The 16,283-nt window shown below is 57.0% G+C and carries 13 protein-coding genes and 1 pseudogene; 7 read left to right on the forward strand and 7 right to left on the reverse strand.

Features of this window, described 5'->3' with window-relative positions:
- Positions 1–258 (forward strand): annotated as a pseudogene (locus BMZ01_RS02870) (IS1249 family transposase); the annotation flags it as partial.
- Positions 259–427: 169 nt separating this feature from the next.
- On the opposite strand, the gene ahpD reads toward BMZ01_RS02870, so the two are convergent.
- Together ahpD and BMZ01_RS02880 are read right to left on the reverse strand one after the other, a co-directional pair.
- Positions 428–952, reverse strand: a complete 525-nt coding sequence (ahpD, locus tag BMZ01_RS02875; protein WP_092284266.1) for an alkylhydroperoxidase, AhpD family — start codon at positions 950–952, stop codon at positions 428–430.
- Positions 953–1,549 (reverse strand): peroxiredoxin, encoded by a 597-nt coding sequence (locus BMZ01_RS02880; RefSeq protein ID WP_092284268.1) that lies wholly within the window; start codon positions 1,547–1,549, stop codon positions 953–955.
- A gap of 239 nt (positions 1,550–1,788) precedes the next feature.
- Between BMZ01_RS02880 and BMZ01_RS02885 the strand changes: the two genes are divergently transcribed.
- Together BMZ01_RS02885 and hrpA are read left to right on the forward strand one after the other, a co-directional pair.
- The gene (locus BMZ01_RS02885; protein WP_092284270.1) at positions 1,789–2,751 is read left to right on the forward strand and encodes a hydrogen peroxide-inducible genes activator; all 963 of its coding nucleotides are present in this window, start codon (positions 1,789–1,791) and stop codon (positions 2,749–2,751) included.
- 30 nt (positions 2,752–2,781) lie between these two features.
- Entirely contained in the window at positions 2,782–6,789 is a 4,008-nt protein-coding gene (hrpA, locus tag BMZ01_RS02890; protein ID WP_092284272.1) for an ATP-dependent RNA helicase HrpA, read from the forward strand.
- 80 nt (positions 6,790–6,869) lie between these two features.
- On the opposite strand, the gene BMZ01_RS02895 is transcribed toward hrpA, so the two are convergent.
- The 4 genes from BMZ01_RS02895 to BMZ01_RS02910 form a co-directional block, all read right to left on the reverse strand.
- Positions 6,870–8,318: an MFS transporter gene (locus tag BMZ01_RS02895; RefSeq protein WP_092284274.1), complete on the reverse strand. Its 1,449-nt coding sequence runs from the start codon at positions 8,316–8,318 to the stop codon at positions 6,870–6,872.
- 21 nt (positions 8,319–8,339) lie between these two features.
- The gene (locus BMZ01_RS02900) at positions 8,340–9,293 is read right to left on the reverse strand and encodes a nucleoside hydrolase (RefSeq protein ID WP_218140935.1); all 954 of its coding nucleotides are present in this window, start codon (positions 9,291–9,293) and stop codon (positions 8,340–8,342) included.
- A gap of 385 nt (positions 9,294–9,678) precedes the next feature.
- Entirely contained in the window at positions 9,679–10,131 is a 453-nt protein-coding gene (nrdR, locus tag BMZ01_RS02905; RefSeq protein WP_092284278.1) for a transcriptional regulator NrdR, read from the reverse strand.
- Positions 10,132–10,328: 197 nt separating this feature from the next.
- Entirely contained in the window at positions 10,329–10,667 is a 339-nt protein-coding gene (locus BMZ01_RS02910; protein WP_092284280.1) for a hypothetical protein, read from the reverse strand.
- Positions 10,668–10,979: 312 nt separating this feature from the next.
- Between BMZ01_RS02910 and lexA the strand changes: the two genes are divergently transcribed.
- Positions 10,980–11,705: a transcriptional repressor LexA gene (gene lexA, locus BMZ01_RS02915; RefSeq protein WP_092284282.1), complete on the forward strand. Its 726-nt coding sequence runs from the start codon at positions 10,980–10,982 to the stop codon at positions 11,703–11,705.
- A 324-nt stretch (positions 11,706–12,029) separates the two neighbouring features.
- Positions 12,030–12,812, forward strand: a complete 783-nt coding sequence (locus BMZ01_RS02920; RefSeq protein WP_092284284.1) for a DeoR/GlpR family DNA-binding transcription regulator — start codon at positions 12,030–12,032, stop codon at positions 12,810–12,812.
- A gap of 188 nt (positions 12,813–13,000) precedes the next feature.
- Here BMZ01_RS02920 and ptsP read toward each other — a convergent pair whose 3' ends face one another.
- Positions 13,001–14,692 carry a phosphoenolpyruvate--protein phosphotransferase gene (gene ptsP, locus BMZ01_RS02925; protein WP_092284286.1) on the reverse strand — a complete coding sequence of 564 codons (1,692 nt, stop codon included), beginning with the start codon at positions 14,690–14,692 and terminating at the stop codon, positions 13,001–13,003.
- 257 nt (positions 14,693–14,949) lie between these two features.
- Between ptsP and BMZ01_RS02930 the strand changes: the two genes are divergently transcribed.
- Both BMZ01_RS02930 and BMZ01_RS02935 read left to right on the forward strand, forming a co-directional pair.
- The gene (locus tag BMZ01_RS02930) at positions 14,950–15,921 is read left to right on the forward strand and encodes a 1-phosphofructokinase family hexose kinase (RefSeq protein WP_092284685.1); all 972 of its coding nucleotides are present in this window, start codon (positions 14,950–14,952) and stop codon (positions 15,919–15,921) included.
- A 67-nt stretch (positions 15,922–15,988) separates the two neighbouring features.
- Entirely contained in the window at positions 15,989–16,255 is a 267-nt protein-coding gene (locus BMZ01_RS02935) for an HPr family phosphocarrier protein (protein ID WP_092284288.1), read from the forward strand.
- Positions 16,256–16,283 lie beyond the last annotated feature (28 nt).

Raw genomic sequence — 16,283 nt, forward strand, 5'->3', positions numbered from 1 at the left:
CACCGAGGCAGAACAGGAGAACGGCAACGCCGAATGCTCGAGTGGTACCTACAGGCAAAAACGCAACTGCCTGACGACCCACTAGAGATCGCCAGGCAGTGCAATTTCGGACAAGATCAACTCGCCAAAGTCCTAGATCTTGTCCCAGAAGACCACAACAACGCCGACCAGGAGACCGGTCGACCAGCCTTCTACGACAACGCTATCCCAACCGAGTACCAACACTCGATCGGCATCCGAAAAGGACCCCTGAAATAGCAAGAAGTGTGCCCAATCGGCGACACGCCGAAAAAGCACACATTTTGCTACTTAACCCGCGGCATACCCCGGCCCCGAGGGGCCTGGGTGGTGTGTGCGGGGCGGGGGCCGGAGGAACTCGGGCAAAGCAAAAGCGCCCCACCAAAGGCGGGGCGCTGTGAAGCGGTTCTTAGCGAGCGGCTTCGATCATGGTGACCTGGGCGATGGCCTGGACGACGGCAGCGATCTTGACTGCCTCCCAGACCTGCTCCTTGGTGAGGCCTTCTTCACGGACGGTCTTGTCGTGAGCGATGGTGCAGTGCTCACAGCCGTTCATGGAAGACACCGCCAGGCTCCAGAGTTCGAAGTCGGCCTTTTCAACGCCGGGCTTTGCGATGATGTTCATGCGCAGACCGAACTTGACCTGGGCGTAGTCCTCGCCGAGCCAGGACTTGGCGCGGTAGCCAACGTTGTTCATGGCCATGACGGTGGCTGCGCCGAGAGCGGCGTCGAAAGCCTCGTCGGAGAGGTGCTCCTTGGCTTCTTCGGCGATCTCAGAGAAGACAGTGTCATTCTGAGTAGCGGCGGCGGTGGCCAGGAGGGTGCCCCAGAGCTGCTGTTCGTTCAGCTCGGTGGAGCGGGTCAGGGAGCCGAGATTCAGCTTCTGATCCTTGGCGTACTCCGGCAGGCTAGAGCGTAGGTTATCGATCGACATTTACTTCAGGCCTTCCTGCAGGGTTTCCATCTTGTCAATGTTCTTGGTGGGGTCGTTGGCCTGCCAGTTACAAGCGCAGACCTCTTCAGACTGCAGGGCGTCGAGGACGCGCAGAACTTCGTCAACGTTACGGCCAACGGCGTCCGGGGTAACGGAAACGAACTGGATGATGCCATCGGGATCAATGATGAAGGTTGCACGATCGGCAACGCCATCCTTGTTCTCAACGCCGAGGGCGCGGATCAGGTCGTGCTTAATGTCCGAGAACATCGGGAAGGGAACTTCCTTGAGCTCGGGGTGGGTTGCACGCCAGTTGAAGTGCGAGAACTCGTTGTCGGTGGAGCCGCCGAGAACCTGGGTGTCGCGATCCTGGAATTCCTCATCGAGCTTGCCGAAAGCGGCGATCTCGGTGGGGCAAACGAAGGTGAAGTCCTTCGGGTAGAAGAAGACGATCTTCCACTTGCCCTCGTACTTATCCAGGCTGACGGTTTCGAAGTAGTCTTCCGGCTGGGCTGCGTTGACCTCGTGGAGGTCGCCGCCCTTGAGTGCTACTAGTTCGAACTCGGGGAACTTCTCGCCAACGGTAAGGATTGCCATGTAATGAGCCTCCAGAAAAATTGTGTGCGACGCGAAATGTGGTGGGCTGCCTGTGAATGAGCGCCCCGGCTGTTGGACGTTGGGGGTCCGTGGGACCTTGTCGTGGGACCTTAAGTGGGTCTGTGACCTGTTTTGTCCTGCTGGGGCGTTCGCCCAAGAGCGACGCTGAGATCTATTATGCCGACCAAAACCTGCCGTGTCAATAACTTTTCTGAACAAGTTGCTATATAGTCATAGGCATGAGCAATAAAGAGTATCGTCCGACCCTCTCGCAACTGCGCACTTTTGTGACTATCGCAGAGAACCGGCACTTTGGCACTGCCGCCGCGAAACTGGGGATTTCGCAACCCTCGCTCTCGCAGGCGCTGAGCGCTTTGGAATCCGGCCTGTGCATGCAGCTAATTGAACGCTCCACCCGCAAGGTGATTGTGACCAGCACCGGACAGGACCTACTGCCCTATGCCAAGGCCACCTTGGATGCAGCAGATGCCTTTTTGGCGCGTTCCCGTGGGGCTCATGGCCCGCTGCATGGGGCGTTGACCATCGGGGTGATTCCGACTGTGGCGCCTTATGTTTTGCCCTATCTACTCGGGCTCATGCAGGAAACCTACCCGGACCTAGAACCCCGGATTATTGAAGATCAAACCGCCCGCCTGGTGAATATGCTGCGCGAAGGCACCCTGGATGTGGCGATTATTGCTACCCCGGCGGAAGCTGTGGGGATTTCTGAGCGCACCTTGTACCACGAACAATTTGTGGTGGTAGTGCCAGAAGATCACCCCTTGGCCGGGCGCAATGACCTCAAACTTGATGCCCTCAACGACCTCAATTTACTGCTCCTTGAAGATGGTCATTGCCTGCACGATCAAATTATTGACCTGTGCCGCAAGGCGGAGATCAACCCCACCGAAGCCACCACGGCAATTACCCGCGCCAGCAGCTTGACGACGATTATGCAGCTGGTTGTGGCCGGGATGGGTGCCACCTTGGCACCGCTGAGTGCCGTGGGCCCGGAATGCCACCGCGATGGTGTGGCCACCGCGCGCTTTGCCCCGGGGATTACCGCGGAACGCCATATTGGGTTGGCTTTCCGCGCCTCCACCTCGCGTGAGGAAGAGTTTGAACTTTTAGGCGAGCTGGTGAAGAAGGCCTACGCACAAGCCGTGGAAGCCTTTGGCGAGGAAGCGGTGCTCGAAGCTTAAAGTGCTGCGGCTAGACTTTTCGGGATAGCTATGAATAATCAGCACACTGAACCGCGTGGATTAAAGCGTGAGTTATATGAGGCCCTGCCGACGCTCACCATCGCCGATGAGCACCGCTTTCGCCGAAGGCTACGCCGTGCCCGCAACCCCAAAGCCTTAGCCGCTATTGCACAGGACTTAAAGGCTGCGGCGGCGATCCCGCAGCGCCGCGAGGAGGCCCTACCGGCGGAGATCACCTATCCGGCGGATCTGCCGGTGGTATCCCGGCGCGAGGATATTGCTAAGGCCATTAGCGAGAACCAGGTAGTGGTGATTGCTGGTGAAACGGGTTCCGGTAAAACCACCCAGATTCCTAAGATCTGTTTGGATTTGGGGCGTGGGCGACGCGGCCTGATTGGGCATACCCAGCCACGCCGCTTGGCGGCACGCACGGTGGCGGAGCGGATTGCTGATGAGCTGGGCCAAAAGGTTGGCGAGTCGGTGGGCTATGCGATTCGTTTTGATGATCAGGTGGGGCATAGTACCTCCGTGAAGCTGATGACGGATGGCATTTTGCTGGCTGAGATGCAGCGGGATCGCTACCTGAATGCTTATGACACCATCATTATTGATGAGGCGCATGAGCGTTCTTTGAACATTGACTTTTTGCTTGGGTATCTCAAGCAGTTGTTGCCTAAGCGTCCGGATTTGAAGGTGATTATTACCTCCGCGACGATTGATCCGGAGCGTTTTGCCCAGCACTTTGCTTCTGGGGGTGGTGATGGCGCTCGGGGCGCAGGCGCCTCGGCTGCTGGGGGCGCTGGTGCTGGGGGCGCTGGGGGCGCTGGTAGTGCCGAGGTCAAGCCGGCGCCGATTGTGGAGGTATCGGGGCGTACCTATCCGGTAGAGATCCTCTACCGGCCCTTGGTGCGGGAACTTCCGGATGGCAAGGAAGTAGATATTGATCCCATTGATGGCTTATGCGACGCCATTGAAGAGCTCATGGGCTATGGCAATGGCGATATTTTGTGCTTCTTTGCTTCCGAGCGTGAGATTCGCGACGCCATGGAGGTTATTGAAGGCAAGAAGTGGAAGGGAGTGGAGGTCACTCCCCTCTTTGGTCGGTTATCGAATCAAGAACAGCACCGCGTATTCCAGCCGCATAGTGGGCGGCGCATTGTTCTAGCAACCAATATTGCGGAGACCTCTTTGACGGTGCCGGGGATCCACTATGTGGTGGATACCGGTACGGCACGTATTTCTCGATATTCGACTCGGACGAAGGTCCAAAGGTTGCCGATCGAGCCGATCTCGCAGGCTAGTGCGCAGCAGCGTTCTGGTCGATGCGGACGTGTGGCTGATGGTGTGGCGATCCGCTTGTATTCGGAGGAAGATTTTCTTTCTCGCCCGGAGTTCACTGATCCGGAGATTCTGCGCACGAACTTAGCCAGCGTCATTTTGCATATGGCTTCTTTGCGCCTCGGTGATATTGCGGAGTTCCCCTTTGTACAAGCCCCCGCACCGAAAGCGATTCGAGATGGGTTGTTGTTGCTGCATGAACTCGGGGCGTTGGGCGAAAGTGAACGCGATGGGCTGCCGGTACTGACCCAGGTTGGTAAGGACCTGGCGAAGATTCCGGTGGATCCTCGCTTGGCCCGGATGATGGTGGAAGCCCAAACCCAAGGCTGCTTGCATGATGTGATTGTGCTGGTAGCCGGCATGACTGTGCAGGATGTGCGGGAGCGGCCACTGGAGTATCAGGCGCAAGCGGATCAACAGCATGCTCGCTTTAAGGACCCGGAATCGGACTTCATGGCGATGCTAAAGCTCTGGGATTATTTGCAGGAATCCCGCAGTGAGCTTTCCGGGAATGCCTTCCGTAAGAAGATGAAGAAGGAATTTCTGCACTACCTGCGCATCCGTGAGTGGCGGGATTTGGTGCGCCAGCTCAGTGAAGTGACCGCGCAGCTGGGCTGGGCGAAACTCCATGAGGTTGCCGGCGAGCGGGATCGCGATGCGATCCATAGGTCTTTGCTGGCGGGTTTGTTGAGCCAGATTGGTTCGCGGGAAACCGAGTCGAAGGAATTTCATGGTGCCCGCGGCGCTAAGTTCATGATTTTCCCGGGTTCCGCGTTGGCGAAGAAGCCCCCGCGCTTTATTATGGCCGCGGAATTGGTGGAAACCAGTAGGTTGTGGGCCCGTGATGCGGCGAAGATTGAGCCGGAATGGGTGGAGCGCCTCGCCGAAGGCTTGTTGAAGCACTCCTATTCAGAACCACATTGGTCTACGAAGCGGGCAGCCGCGATGGCCTACCAGCGTTCGACTTTGTATGGCGTAACGATTGTGGCGGATCGCCTGGTGCCTTATCACCGAGTGGATCGCGCAGCGGCGCGAGATATGTTCATCCGGGAAGCCCTGATTGCCGGTGAGTGGACCACGCACCACCACTTCTTTCACGAGAATCTAGCGAAGTTGGATGCTGCAACTGGTGTGGAAGAAAAGGTACGCCGCCGTGGTTTGGTGGCGGACGAGGATCGACTCTTTGAGTTTTATGATGCCCGCTTACCTGCGAATATCACCACCGGTAGGCATTTCGATTCCTGGTGGAAGAAGAAACGTCGCACGGACCCGGAACTGTTGGACTTTGATCCTGACAAGCTGCTTTCTGATGATGCGCACGCGATTAGCGAGGAAGCCTTCCCGGATCGTTGGTCGAAGGGCGATATTGACTATGACCTGATGTACCGCTTTGAGCCGGGGCATAAAGAAGATGGCGTAACTATCCGTATCCCGGTGCCGCTATTAGCCAATATGGATACCGAGGGTTTTGATTGGTTAGTTCCTGGGCTTCGCGGGGAGTTGCTGACTGAGCTGATTCGTTCTTTGCCGAAGGGCATCCGCCGCACGGTGGTACCGGCCCCGGATTTCGCTGAGCGTGCATTGCCTTTGCTCAAGCCCTATATTTCACCGCTGAATGAGCAGTTGGCGGAAGCGCTGCGCAGCCTGGGGGCTAAGGGTATTGATGCTTTAGATTTCCAGCCTGCCAAGCTGCCGAATCACCTGAAGATGAATTACGCGGCGGTGGATAAGCGCGGCAAGATCATTGATTGTGACCGCGACTTGGATGCTTTGAAGCATCGTCAGGCCCCGAAGATTAGTAGTTCTGTCTCACGAGTTGGCCGCGCGGTGGAAATGGCTGCGGCAAAGGCGTGGACCCCAGAAACTTTGGGTGCCATTGATGACAAGGCCACCACTGTGGTGGATGGCCATGAGGTGGCCGTCTACCCTGCTCTGGTTGCTACCGCTGAGGGTGTGGAGGTGCGAGCTATGCCGACGAAGGCTCAAGCTGATGCCTCGATGCTCACCGCAACACTGACCTTGTTGATGCGTGAGATCAAGGTAAATACCAACCAGATGATCAAGGGGCTGGGCCTCAAGGAGCGCGTTGCGGTGCAGAATTATCCGCATGGTGGTGCTGAGGGCTTAGTTGATGATGCACGGGTGACAGCGATCCGTGATCTGCTTCTAGCTGCCGGTGGGCCGGTACGAGATCCCGAAGGCTTCGGAGAACTCAAAGCGAAGATTGCACCCCAGGTGCCAGGAGAAGTACGTAAGCACGTAGTGACCTTGGCGCCGGCATTGGCGGATTATCTCAGTGTTGCCCAGGAGCTTGATAAGTGGGAAGGCGACTCCATTGAGGATATGAAGCAGCAACTAGCTTTCTTATTGCCAGAGCACGCGATTTCTCGACATGGGATGCAGCGACTTCGGCATCTGCCGCGGTATCTGCGAGCGATGAAGCAACGCCTTGGAGATTTGGAATTGGATTCCGAGCGCGATGCATTGCGTCAGGATGAGATTGATGAGGTCAAGGCCTATTTGCGGGCGAAGCTGCGTAACCTGCCCGGTGGCCGAACCTCTGCTGCTGCGTTGAAGGATGTGCAGTGGTTAATCCAGGAACTGCGGGTGAGCCTATTTGCCCAACAATTAGGGACCGCGCGACCGGCCTCGGTGCGGCGAGTAAAGAAAGCAATTGATGCTTTGCCGGCCGCAAATTAGTGGGTCCAAACAGCACTAACGCGCATCGCTTGGGTTTGAAGCGATGCGCGTTGTGTTGTGTTTAGGCCGTGGCGTGGTGCTTAGAGTTTCTCGGGATCATCCACGCCGATGGTTTCGGCTTCGGTTTCGCGACCCCAAGCATCTGAGTAGAGGCGAGAGCGAACCAGCAGGAACCAGACGATGCCCAAAGCAGCGACGCAGGCGATGATGAAGAAGAGCGTCGAGTAGGAGGACAGTGCGCCTTCTGGCACCCCAGGCATACCGAGGTTGCTGAAGGCCTGCCGACCCATCCACGGACCAATCAGAGCGATCGCAATGGAGGGCGAAACGTTCATGATCAGGTCATTCATGCCCACTGCGCGGCCAGATTCGGAGACATCAACCGTACCCATCACGGTATCGACCACCGGGGCGAAGGCCATGCCCAAGCCGGCGAAGAAGAAGACCGCTGCGATACCGATGGCCACAATGCCGTGGTGCAAGGTGAAGGCAGCAATGAGCGCACCAGCAACCAGCAGCCCACCGGCCAGCAGGATGCCGGGGCCGCGGCCAATCTTGCCGACAATGCGACCGGAGGTCACGCCCATGACGGTGGCGCAGAGATAACCCCACAGCAGGACCAGTGACATTTGGCTTGGCGTGTAGCCGGCTACCTCGTGCCCTGCTTGGTTGAGCAGCGGGGTCATGGCGTAGTTACCGAAGTAGAAGAGAACGACGATGCATACAGCCATGAGGTAACGGCGGTTGGCGAAGAAGGCCGGGGTGACAAATGGGTCCTTGGCCTTGGAAATGTAAAGGGCGAAGACGATGGCCAGAACAATGAATAGGCCAAGGATCCACCACTGCATGAGGTTGAAGAAGAACACCAAAGCACCGATGGTGATGCCGGCAAGGATGAAGCCCACGGTGTCGATATGAGAACCAGCGCGAGAAAGGTTCGGCAGGTTCTTCATCAGCAGCGGGATAAAGACCACGGAGAACAGCGGGATGGCGAAGAGATACACCCAGTTGATTTCCGCGAGGAAGCCGGCGGTGAGCACACCAATGGCCGTAGACAGCTGATAGGCCGCGGTGAAGACACCGAAGTAGATGACCTTCTTAGGCCCAGGCACGTACTTAGTGGCAATGACTAGGTACACCGAGCCGGCCACTTGGGCGCCAGCTGTTTGGATGGCGCGGGCCAGGATGACGGTCCAAATATTCCCAGAAAGTACCAACCCGAGGACAGAGCCGATGACAATCAGTGTCATGCCGACCATCATCATCTTCTTCAGGGAGACGAAGTCACCGAGGGAACCGTAGATGACACAGACGATGCCCAGCACAATGCCGGGGATGGCGGTAACCAGCGAAGCTTTTTCGGGGGCGCCGAGTTCTTCGCCGATGGTACCGAGAACCAGGTTGAAGCCCTGGATGCACAAGATAGCCAGGATGAAGATGACGATGAGTGCGGGCATCGTCTTCAGTGCTCGACGTTGAACCTCGTCGATGGCGAGCTGTTCATCCGCTGTTACTTGCGTAGTGGACATGGTGGGGACCCAGGTATTCCTTTACTTGGATTCAGCGACGGAGGTAATACGGGACATGAATTCCTTGAGGAAGCGGTCGACATCCACGCCGACAGCTACCTTCATGGTCTTCTCGGGATCATTTAGGCGAGTCTCATCACCGATGGTGCGACCGCGAGTCGGACCTTCCACATCGACCTTCATATTGATGTCGAGGCAGGTAACCAGGCTCGGGTCAACGGCAACGGCCACGGCGAGCGGATCGTGCAGGCCGCAACCACCAAGGTGCGGTGCGGTGGTTTCGTAAGCCTTGATGTAGAAGTCGGTCATATCCGCCAAGAAGGTGCCGGCCTGAGTACCAAGGTCGCGCCATTGCTGGGTTTCCTTGTAGGTCAGCAGGGTTTGCAAGGTGACATCCAGGCCGATCATGGTGACCTTCGCGCCGGAGCGGAAGAGCTCGTTGGCGGCCTCAGGGTCTTGAGAGATATTGGCTTCGGTCCAGGCGTTGACGTTGCCTGGGGTGACCAGGGCACCACCCATGATGACGATATTGGCGTTGTCTTTGAAGGTGGGGTCCTTGCGGATTGCCGCGGCCAGGTTGGTCATGGGGCCGGTGGCGACGATGACGAGATCGTCTCCATACTTTTTGACGGATTCGATCATGAAGTCGACCGCGTCGGTGTCTTCGGGCTTGCGATCGGACGCCTTGATGTCGACTTCGCCGACACCGTCTTTGCCGTGAATGAATTTGGAGATCTCGAGCACTTCGAAGTCATCGGATTCTTGTGCGTGAGGAATTCCGGGGAACACGGGAACATCGGGGGCGCCCAATAGATCAAGAATGGCAAGGTCATTATCCATGCCGGTTTGCATCAACACATTGCCATAGGTGCCGGTGATGCCGATGAGTTTCAGTTCCGGGGAACCTAAGGCATAGGCAATAGCGAGGGCGTCGTCGACGCCGGTGTCCAGATCCAAAATGATGTTCTTAGTCATACTCTCAACCATGGCACCGAGTGAGCTAGTGCGCAAGGGTCAAAATATGTGATGCGCTGGGAAAACAGCATAAGACAAGGTCGCTACCCAGCAAGGGGGATACATGGGGGTAGTTATTGTTTGATCGGTTACCCCCAATGCGCGGTTGAGCCTGTCTGATGTGTCCCTAGATTGCTCTCTAAGGAATTAAAGAAGCATGCAATCTTCAGTGCGCATCTGCAAGGAATTCCAGGCGGCAGGATTCCTTAGCGGACGAAAGTCTCATTGAGAGGAGACTTCCCGCCTCTATGGCAGAAGACGTGTCTAATGGATTTAAGGACCCCACAAGATCGCGACATACCCAGAGGCCTTAATGAGGAGTAATCCGTGGAGGCTTCGCGGATAGTTAGTGGCGCTGCTGTCGGCGCATGAGCCGGATCTCGGATTCGAAGTCCTCGGCAGATTCGAAGGATTTATATACCGAGGCGAAGCGTAAATAGGCGACCTCGTCGAGTTCGCGTAGCGGGTCGAGGATTGCCAGGCCGATCTCATTGGCAGGTACTTGGGAGCTGCCGTGGCTTCGAACGGTCTCTTCTACTTCTTGGGCTAGGCGTTTAAGCGCATCATCGGTAACGTGCCGGCCCTGGCAGGCACGGCTTACGCCGCGGATGACTTTCTCGCGGCTAAAGGGTTCGGTGACCCCATTGCGTTTCACGACAAGAAGGACGGCTTTCTCTACGGTGGTAAAGCGGCCTAGGCATTCGCTGCATTCTCGACGTCGGCGAATCGCGGTGCCGCCGTCTACGACGCGCGAATCAATCACGCGGGATTGATCGTGGTGGCAAAACGGGCAGTACATATCGCCTCATCTTTTCTTCAAGCTACGCGGATAAGTGGAGTTCGAAAACCTCGGGGCTTGGCTACAGAACTGCGGCGTGTGAAGGTTCTATAACCGATACCTGCGCTTGGCTCTGAGCGTCTGCCTAGTCTAGCGCGGCTAGCCTCTTGGAAAGGCGAAACCCCGGCCACGCTAGGCGGCCGGGGTGAGTTGGGCTGTTAGGGGGTAGATAGGTTGGCGACCGAGCTATAGAACTCAGTGCCGGTAAGTGGGGCTTCTTGAGGTGTGGTGAGCATTGCTGCTCCACCGACAAGCAAACCGAACACGGCCCCAAGAGCGATGATTTTGGTTCTTTGAGATGCAGCCGCATCCGGGTTCGAATGGATGGCCTCACCGTAGTTTTGTGCGGAGTGAGTATCGATGGTTCGAACGCCATAGTTTTCTGCGGCATTGTGCTGTGGAAGCGCTGGCTCCCACACTGCTGCGGCGGGAACTACACGTACGTCCTGCAAACGTGCAGCCTGCGAGAATGGACGCGAAGCTAATGGGGTACTCATAACGCTCCTTTCCGAGCTAATCAATTTGGTCCCTACCCTAACGTCGAGGTGGGGTCACGACTGCCATTGTATAGAACACTCATTCGCAAAGACAAACATCAAGGTAGAGCACATGTTCGACTAACTTGGGAACCGATTCGCACATAGCAAACGTCTAAGTATCGAACGGTTCAGACCGACACACCACTCAAGCCATATTCGAAGGAGTCGAACACTCGTGTTACCCTCGAGAACAGAAAGCGGAAGATCCATTCCCCTTGCTGTATAAATTGCGTATCCTGCCCTCAGTGACCTTTTGAAGGAGCCTCAACTATGACTACGGAACAGCCGGAAAAGCGTCGCGGACCGGGACGGCCGCGCGGCTCGATTAAACCTGATATCAATAACCTGACGGAACGCCAGCGTCGCATCCTGGAAGTTATCCAGGACGCCATCGTGTTGCGTGGTTATCCGCCGAGCATCCGTGAAATCGGCGATGCCACCGGACTTCTCTCCACCTCTTCGGTGGCCTACCAGCTCAAGGAGCTAGAGAAGAAGGGCTTCCTACGCCGCGACCCGAAGAAGCCGCGCGCAGTGGATGTCCGCCATCTTCCTCCGCACCTGACCAAGAAGAAGACCACCGGGCGCAAGCCGACACGCTTCGATGTGCCGGATAATGCAGCCTCTGCCCGCTATGTCCCCTTGGTCGGCAGCATCGCGGCTGGGAATCCGATCCTGGCGGAACAGAACATTGATGAGTACTTCCCGCTCCCCTCCCCGTTGGTTGGTGAAGGCGATGTATTCCTCCTCAATGTTGTCGGCCATTCCATGAAGGACGCCGGCATTCTTGATGGCGACCAGGTGGTCATCCGTTCCCAGCCAGTAGCCGAGGAGGGTGAGTTCGTCGCCGCGATGATCGATGGTGAAGCTACCGTCAAGGAGTTCCATCGGGATGCCAGTGGCGTGTGGCTCTTGCCCCATAATGATGCCTTCTCCCCGATCCCGGGCGATGAAGCGGAAATTCTCGGAAAGGTAGTTTCCCTGGTTCGCAAGTTCTAGGGTCTCCCCTCACCCCCCGGAGAAAGAGGCTCTCTCCGGGGCGTGACCAGCACTACCCCCATTTTTGGTTGATTCCGAAATCGCCCGAAAAATCTCAGCGGATTCTGTAAACGGACATTGAAAGTCCGTCTCACCTGCCCATATGGGAAGAATCAGGCGGATTATTTACGCCCGAGACCAAAGAAACACAGGTCTCGGGCGTTTCCCACGCCCGATTCCGTGGGATACTGGGGAACCAAAGCGCTTAATGCGAGCGTTAAGCAGCTTGAACCCCAAATTGTGTAAAGCACCCATAAAGCACATCTTTAGTCCTCAAGGAGTCCTATGTACGCCGAGGAACGCCGACGACAAATAGCTTCATTGACTGCTGTCGAAGGCCGCGTCAATGTCACTGAACTAGCCCAAAAATTCGATGTCACTGCCGAAACCATTCGCCGTGACCTCGCAGTATTAGACCGGGAAGGCATCGTCCACCGCGTCCACGGTGGCGCAGTTGCTAGCCAGTCCTTCCAGACCACTGAGCTCAGCCTGGACACCCGTCTGCGTTCAGCGTCGACGGCGAAGTCTGCGATCGCTCGTGCCGCACTGAATTATCTTCCCGATGTTCAAGGAGGCATGTTCTTAGATGCCGGTACCACGACCACTGCTTTAGCCAATCTCATTGCCGAGCAGCCTCATGCTCGCCAGTGGTCGATTGTTACTAACTGCCTTCCCATCGCATTGAATCTTGCGAACGCCGGGCTAACCGAAGTGCAGCTACTAGGCGGTAGTGTCCGCTCCATTACCCAGGCTGTAGTTGGCGATATTGCGCTGCGCACAATGGCCCTGATGCGTGCCGATGTTGCTTTTATCGGAACCAATGCGCTGACCTTGGATCATGGTTTGTCCACCGCGGATGCTCAGGAAGCAGCCATGAAGTCCGCAATGGTCACCAATGCCCACAAGGTCGTGGTGCTCTGTGACTCCACCAAGATGGGCAATGATTATTTAGTCAGCTTCGCCAGCGTTGATGATATTGACGTGGTGATTACTGACTCGAATGCCCCGGAATCCTTTGTTCGGGCATTACGCGACCGCGACGTTGATGTTGTTGTCGCACCAGATTAAATAGCAGTACCCCGCTCAGAGCTTCAGCTAGCGCTGAGCAAGAGATAAAGCCCGAGACCGCGGTAACGCCGGCTCGGGCTTTAGTTTTGTGTCGAGGAACTCGAATGAAAAGAAAAGCTCCCCGTCTGCCCTACTGAGGCGTGCGGGGAGCTTAACTGCTTGGGCGCTAAAGGCACCTAGGTGGCGATTTAAGCACCAAGGATGCCACGAACTGCCTCCCGGGCTTCCGGTGCGGATTCAGCCGAGAGCGCAGCCACAGCGGCCTTCTGGCAAAGAATCAAGTCAACGGCGGCTAGCTGGGCACCAACACCTGCGATAGCGGTGGAAGCACAAGACAGCGAATCCACGCCAAGCCCGGTGAGCACGCAGGCGAGGTGAGGATCAGCAGCAGCTTCACCACACACGCCAACAGGCGTGCCGGTGGCTTTACCTTCATTGCAGGTCTGCTGGATCAGACGCAGCACTGCCGGCTGCCAGGGGTCAGTCAGGTAAGCCAGCTGCGGGCTCATGCGGTCAGCGGCCATGGTGTACTGGGTGAGGTCGTTGGTACCGATGGACACGAAGTCCAGGTGCGGCATGATCTTATCGGCCATCAAAGCGGCCGCGGGAACCTCGATCATGGCGCCAGCAATGAGGTTGCGTTCGCGACACAAGCCAGCAAACCACTTGGCCTCACGAGTGGTGGCAACCATCGGGGCCATCACCCAGGTGGGTGCATGCTCATCGCGGCCGAGACGCTCAGATGCCATCGCGATGGCATCAAGCTGACGGGTCAGCAGAGCTTCATTATCGCGAGCGATACGAAGACCACGGACACCCAACGCCGGGTTTTCTTCTTCCTTCATATTTGCGAAGGCAACCGGCTTATCGGAGCCGGCGTCGAGAGAACGCACAACAACCTTGGAGTGCGGGAAAGCGCGCAATACCTTTTCGTAGATATCTGCTTGCTCTTCCACGCTGGGTTCTTCGGTGGCAGATAGGAAGCACAGCTCGGTGCGGAACAGGCCCACACCTTCAGCTTCGGTATCAGCTGCCAAGCGGGCGGCGTTGCCATCTTGAACATTGGCGAGCAATTGGACGCGGTGGCCGTCTTTGGTCTGGGCGGGGCCACGCCACTGTGCGACCTTTTCTGCCTTGGCCTGGTAATCCGCAACCATGCGCTGGGATTCTTCGGGGTCTGCGCCAATAGCAACAGTGCCCATGGAGCCATCCACGAGGACCGGCTCGTCGGCCGGAAGGTCACGAAGCTTGGCGCCGATGGCGACAATGCAAGGCAGGTTCAGCTGGCGCGCGATGATCGCGGTGTGGCTGGTGGGTCCACCAAGTTCGGTGACCAAGGCGACGAATTGGTCAGTATCCAAGGTGGCGGTATCAGCCGGGGAGAGGTCGTCCGCGAAGAGCACCGAGGGACCATCAACACTGGGTAGGCCGGGTTCCGGTTCACCGCGGAGTTCAGCGATCACGCGGTCACGGATATCTTTGAGGTCCGTGGTGCGTTCCGCCATGATGCCACCGGCTTGTTCAAACATGGTGACAAACTTGTCGGTGGCGCTAACCACTGCGAAGTCGGCGGGGTGGCCGCCCTTCACATTGCGGCGGACCGTCTTGCGCCAACCACGGTCGCGGACCATGCCGGCAGTGGCGGTAAGCACTTCTGCGGCTGGGCCTTCTGCGCGGGAGGCACGCTCATCCAAGCGGGCGGCTACCGTGTCAGCGGCGTTGGTGAAGCGTTCAAACTCCGCATCGCGGTTTTCTTCGGCAATATTTTGACCCGATTGGGGTAATTCGGGGCGCGGCCGAATCCACACGGCCGGAGCATAAGCGATTCCCGCTACAACTCCGGTTCCCTTTACGGTGGTGCCCTGGGACTGTTGTTCCATGGTGTGTACCTACCTCACATGTTGACTAGTTCTCCTACCAGAGCACCACAAAATCAGACATCATGCAACGAAAGCCACAAACGATCATTGACATCCGGGCAGAAACGGGCAAGAATCCGTGAATAAAGCGCACTAATCGTGACTGACACCACCACAGTATCGCTGACTTGAGGTGCGATTAAGATACAACCGTGGTCGTTTTTGATCTCGAACTAAAACACCACATTTTCAACACCCAAGGAATGGAACCCGGCTTCGTGATAGTCACTTTGACCCCGAACCCCAGTGTCGATATGACTCTGATGATGGACAGCGCGGTAGTCCCCGGTGGGGTGCACCGCACCAAGGACATCCAACGTGTTGCCGGCGGCAAAGGGATTAACGTTTCCCACGCGCTCCACCTCGCACAGGCCACCACCCTGGCCTTATGCCCAGCCCAAAACGGCGACCCCTTTTTAAACCTCCTGCTCAAAGCCGGCATCCCCTTCGCCCACATCCCACTTGAAGAAGCAGTCCGGATTAACACCACCATCACCCAACCCGATGGGCTGACCACAAAGTTCAATGGTCCCGGCGCGGTGATTGATGACGCGACAAAAACAGAGATGGAATCCCTGCTGATTCGTAACGCGCAAGATGCGCAGTGGGTAGTGATGGCCGGCTCTTTACCCCCGGGGTTGCCGCAGGGGTGGTATTCCGAGATGATCGCGAAGCTTCGGCGGGAATCCGCGCGGACAAAAATTGCGGTGGATACCTCTGGTGAGGCGATGAAGATGCTGGCGGATGGTTCGCAGCCGGACCTTTTAAAACCGAATGCTAAGGAATTAGGTCAGCTCACTGGTTTAGACGGTGATGGAATTGAGGCGGCCGCTAATGAGGGGAATTATTGGCCGGTAATTCGTGCCGCGGAATTACTTCGGACGCGTGGAATTTCCGAGGTATTAGTCACTCTCGGGCCTGCCGGTGCCGTGTTATTTGATGATTATGGGCGTTGGCTTGCGGTACCGCCGCCGGTGCAGGTGCGCTCCACTGTGGGTGCGGGGGACGCTGCGTTGGCTGGTTATCTTTTGGCTGATCAACGTGGGCTTAGCTCCCCAGAGAAGCTTCGCCATGCGGTGGCTTATGGTTCGGCTGCGGCTGGCCTTCCGGGCACTTTGTTCCCTAAGCCGACAGATGTGGATTTAGCGGCAACGGAGATTACTGATCTTTGTGGGTTATCTCGCCCTTGATAGCGCCCTGTGCGATACTCCCTTTAGACTTAAGTAGATATTCCAACCGAAAGGAACGTGATTTTTCATGGCTTCTAAGACCGTGACTGTTGGCTCTGCAGTAGGCCTGCATGCCCGCCCCGCTTCCATCATCGCTGACGCCGCCGGCGAATACGATGATGACATCTTCCTCACCCTGGTGGGGTCCGATGAGGACGACGAGACTGATGCTGCCTCCTCGCTCATGATCATGGCTCTGGGTGCTGAGAAGGGTGATCAGGTCACCGTCACTTCGGATAATGCCGAAGCCGTAGAAAAGATCGCTTCCCTGATTGAATCTGATCTGGACGCCTAAGCTCCTGGCAGCCTAAAGATTTTTAGGC

The sequence above is a fragment of the Corynebacterium spheniscorum genome (assembly GCF_900113445.1).
GTDB classification, from domain to species: Bacteria; Actinomycetota; Actinomycetes; order Mycobacteriales; family Mycobacteriaceae; genus Corynebacterium; species Corynebacterium spheniscorum.

Bases quoted from the DNA above. Each gene is read 5' to 3' on its own strand.
- nrdR (WP_092284278.1), bottom strand. From the start codon at position 10,131: ATGTACTGCCCGTTTTGCCACCACGATCAATCCCGCGTGATTGATTCG.
- ahpD (WP_092284266.1), bottom strand. From the start codon at position 952: ATGTCGATCGATAACCTACGCTCTAGCCTGCCGGAGTACGCCAAGGAT.
- ptsP (WP_092284286.1), bottom strand. From the start codon at position 14,692: ATGGAACAACAGTCCCAGGGCACCACCGTAAAGGGAACCGGAGTTGTA.
- BMZ01_RS02880 (WP_092284268.1), bottom strand. From the start codon at position 1,549: ATGGCAATCCTTACCGTTGGCGAGAAGTTCCCCGAGTTCGAACTAGTA.
- lexA (WP_092284282.1), top strand. From the start codon at position 10,980: ATGACTACGGAACAGCCGGAAAAGCGTCGCGGACCGGGACGGCCGCGC.
- hrpA (WP_092284272.1), top strand. From the start codon at position 2,782: ATGAATAATCAGCACACTGAACCGCGTGGATTAAAGCGTGAGTTATAT.
- BMZ01_RS02885 (WP_092284270.1), top strand. From the start codon at position 1,789: ATGAGCAATAAAGAGTATCGTCCGACCCTCTCGCAACTGCGCACTTTT.
- BMZ01_RS02895 (WP_092284274.1), bottom strand. From the start codon at position 8,318: ATGTCCACTACGCAAGTAACAGCGGATGAACAGCTCGCCATCGACGAG.
- BMZ01_RS02900 (WP_218140935.1), bottom strand. From the start codon at position 9,293: ATGACTAAGAACATCATTTTGGATCTGGACACCGGCGTCGACGACGCC.
- BMZ01_RS02910 (WP_092284280.1), bottom strand. From the start codon at position 10,667: ATGAGTACCCCATTAGCTTCGCGTCCATTCTCGCAGGCTGCACGTTTG.
- BMZ01_RS02920 (WP_092284284.1), top strand. From the start codon at position 12,030: ATGTACGCCGAGGAACGCCGACGACAAATAGCTTCATTGACTGCTGTC.
- BMZ01_RS02935 (WP_092284288.1), top strand. From the start codon at position 15,989: ATGGCTTCTAAGACCGTGACTGTTGGCTCTGCAGTAGGCCTGCATGCC.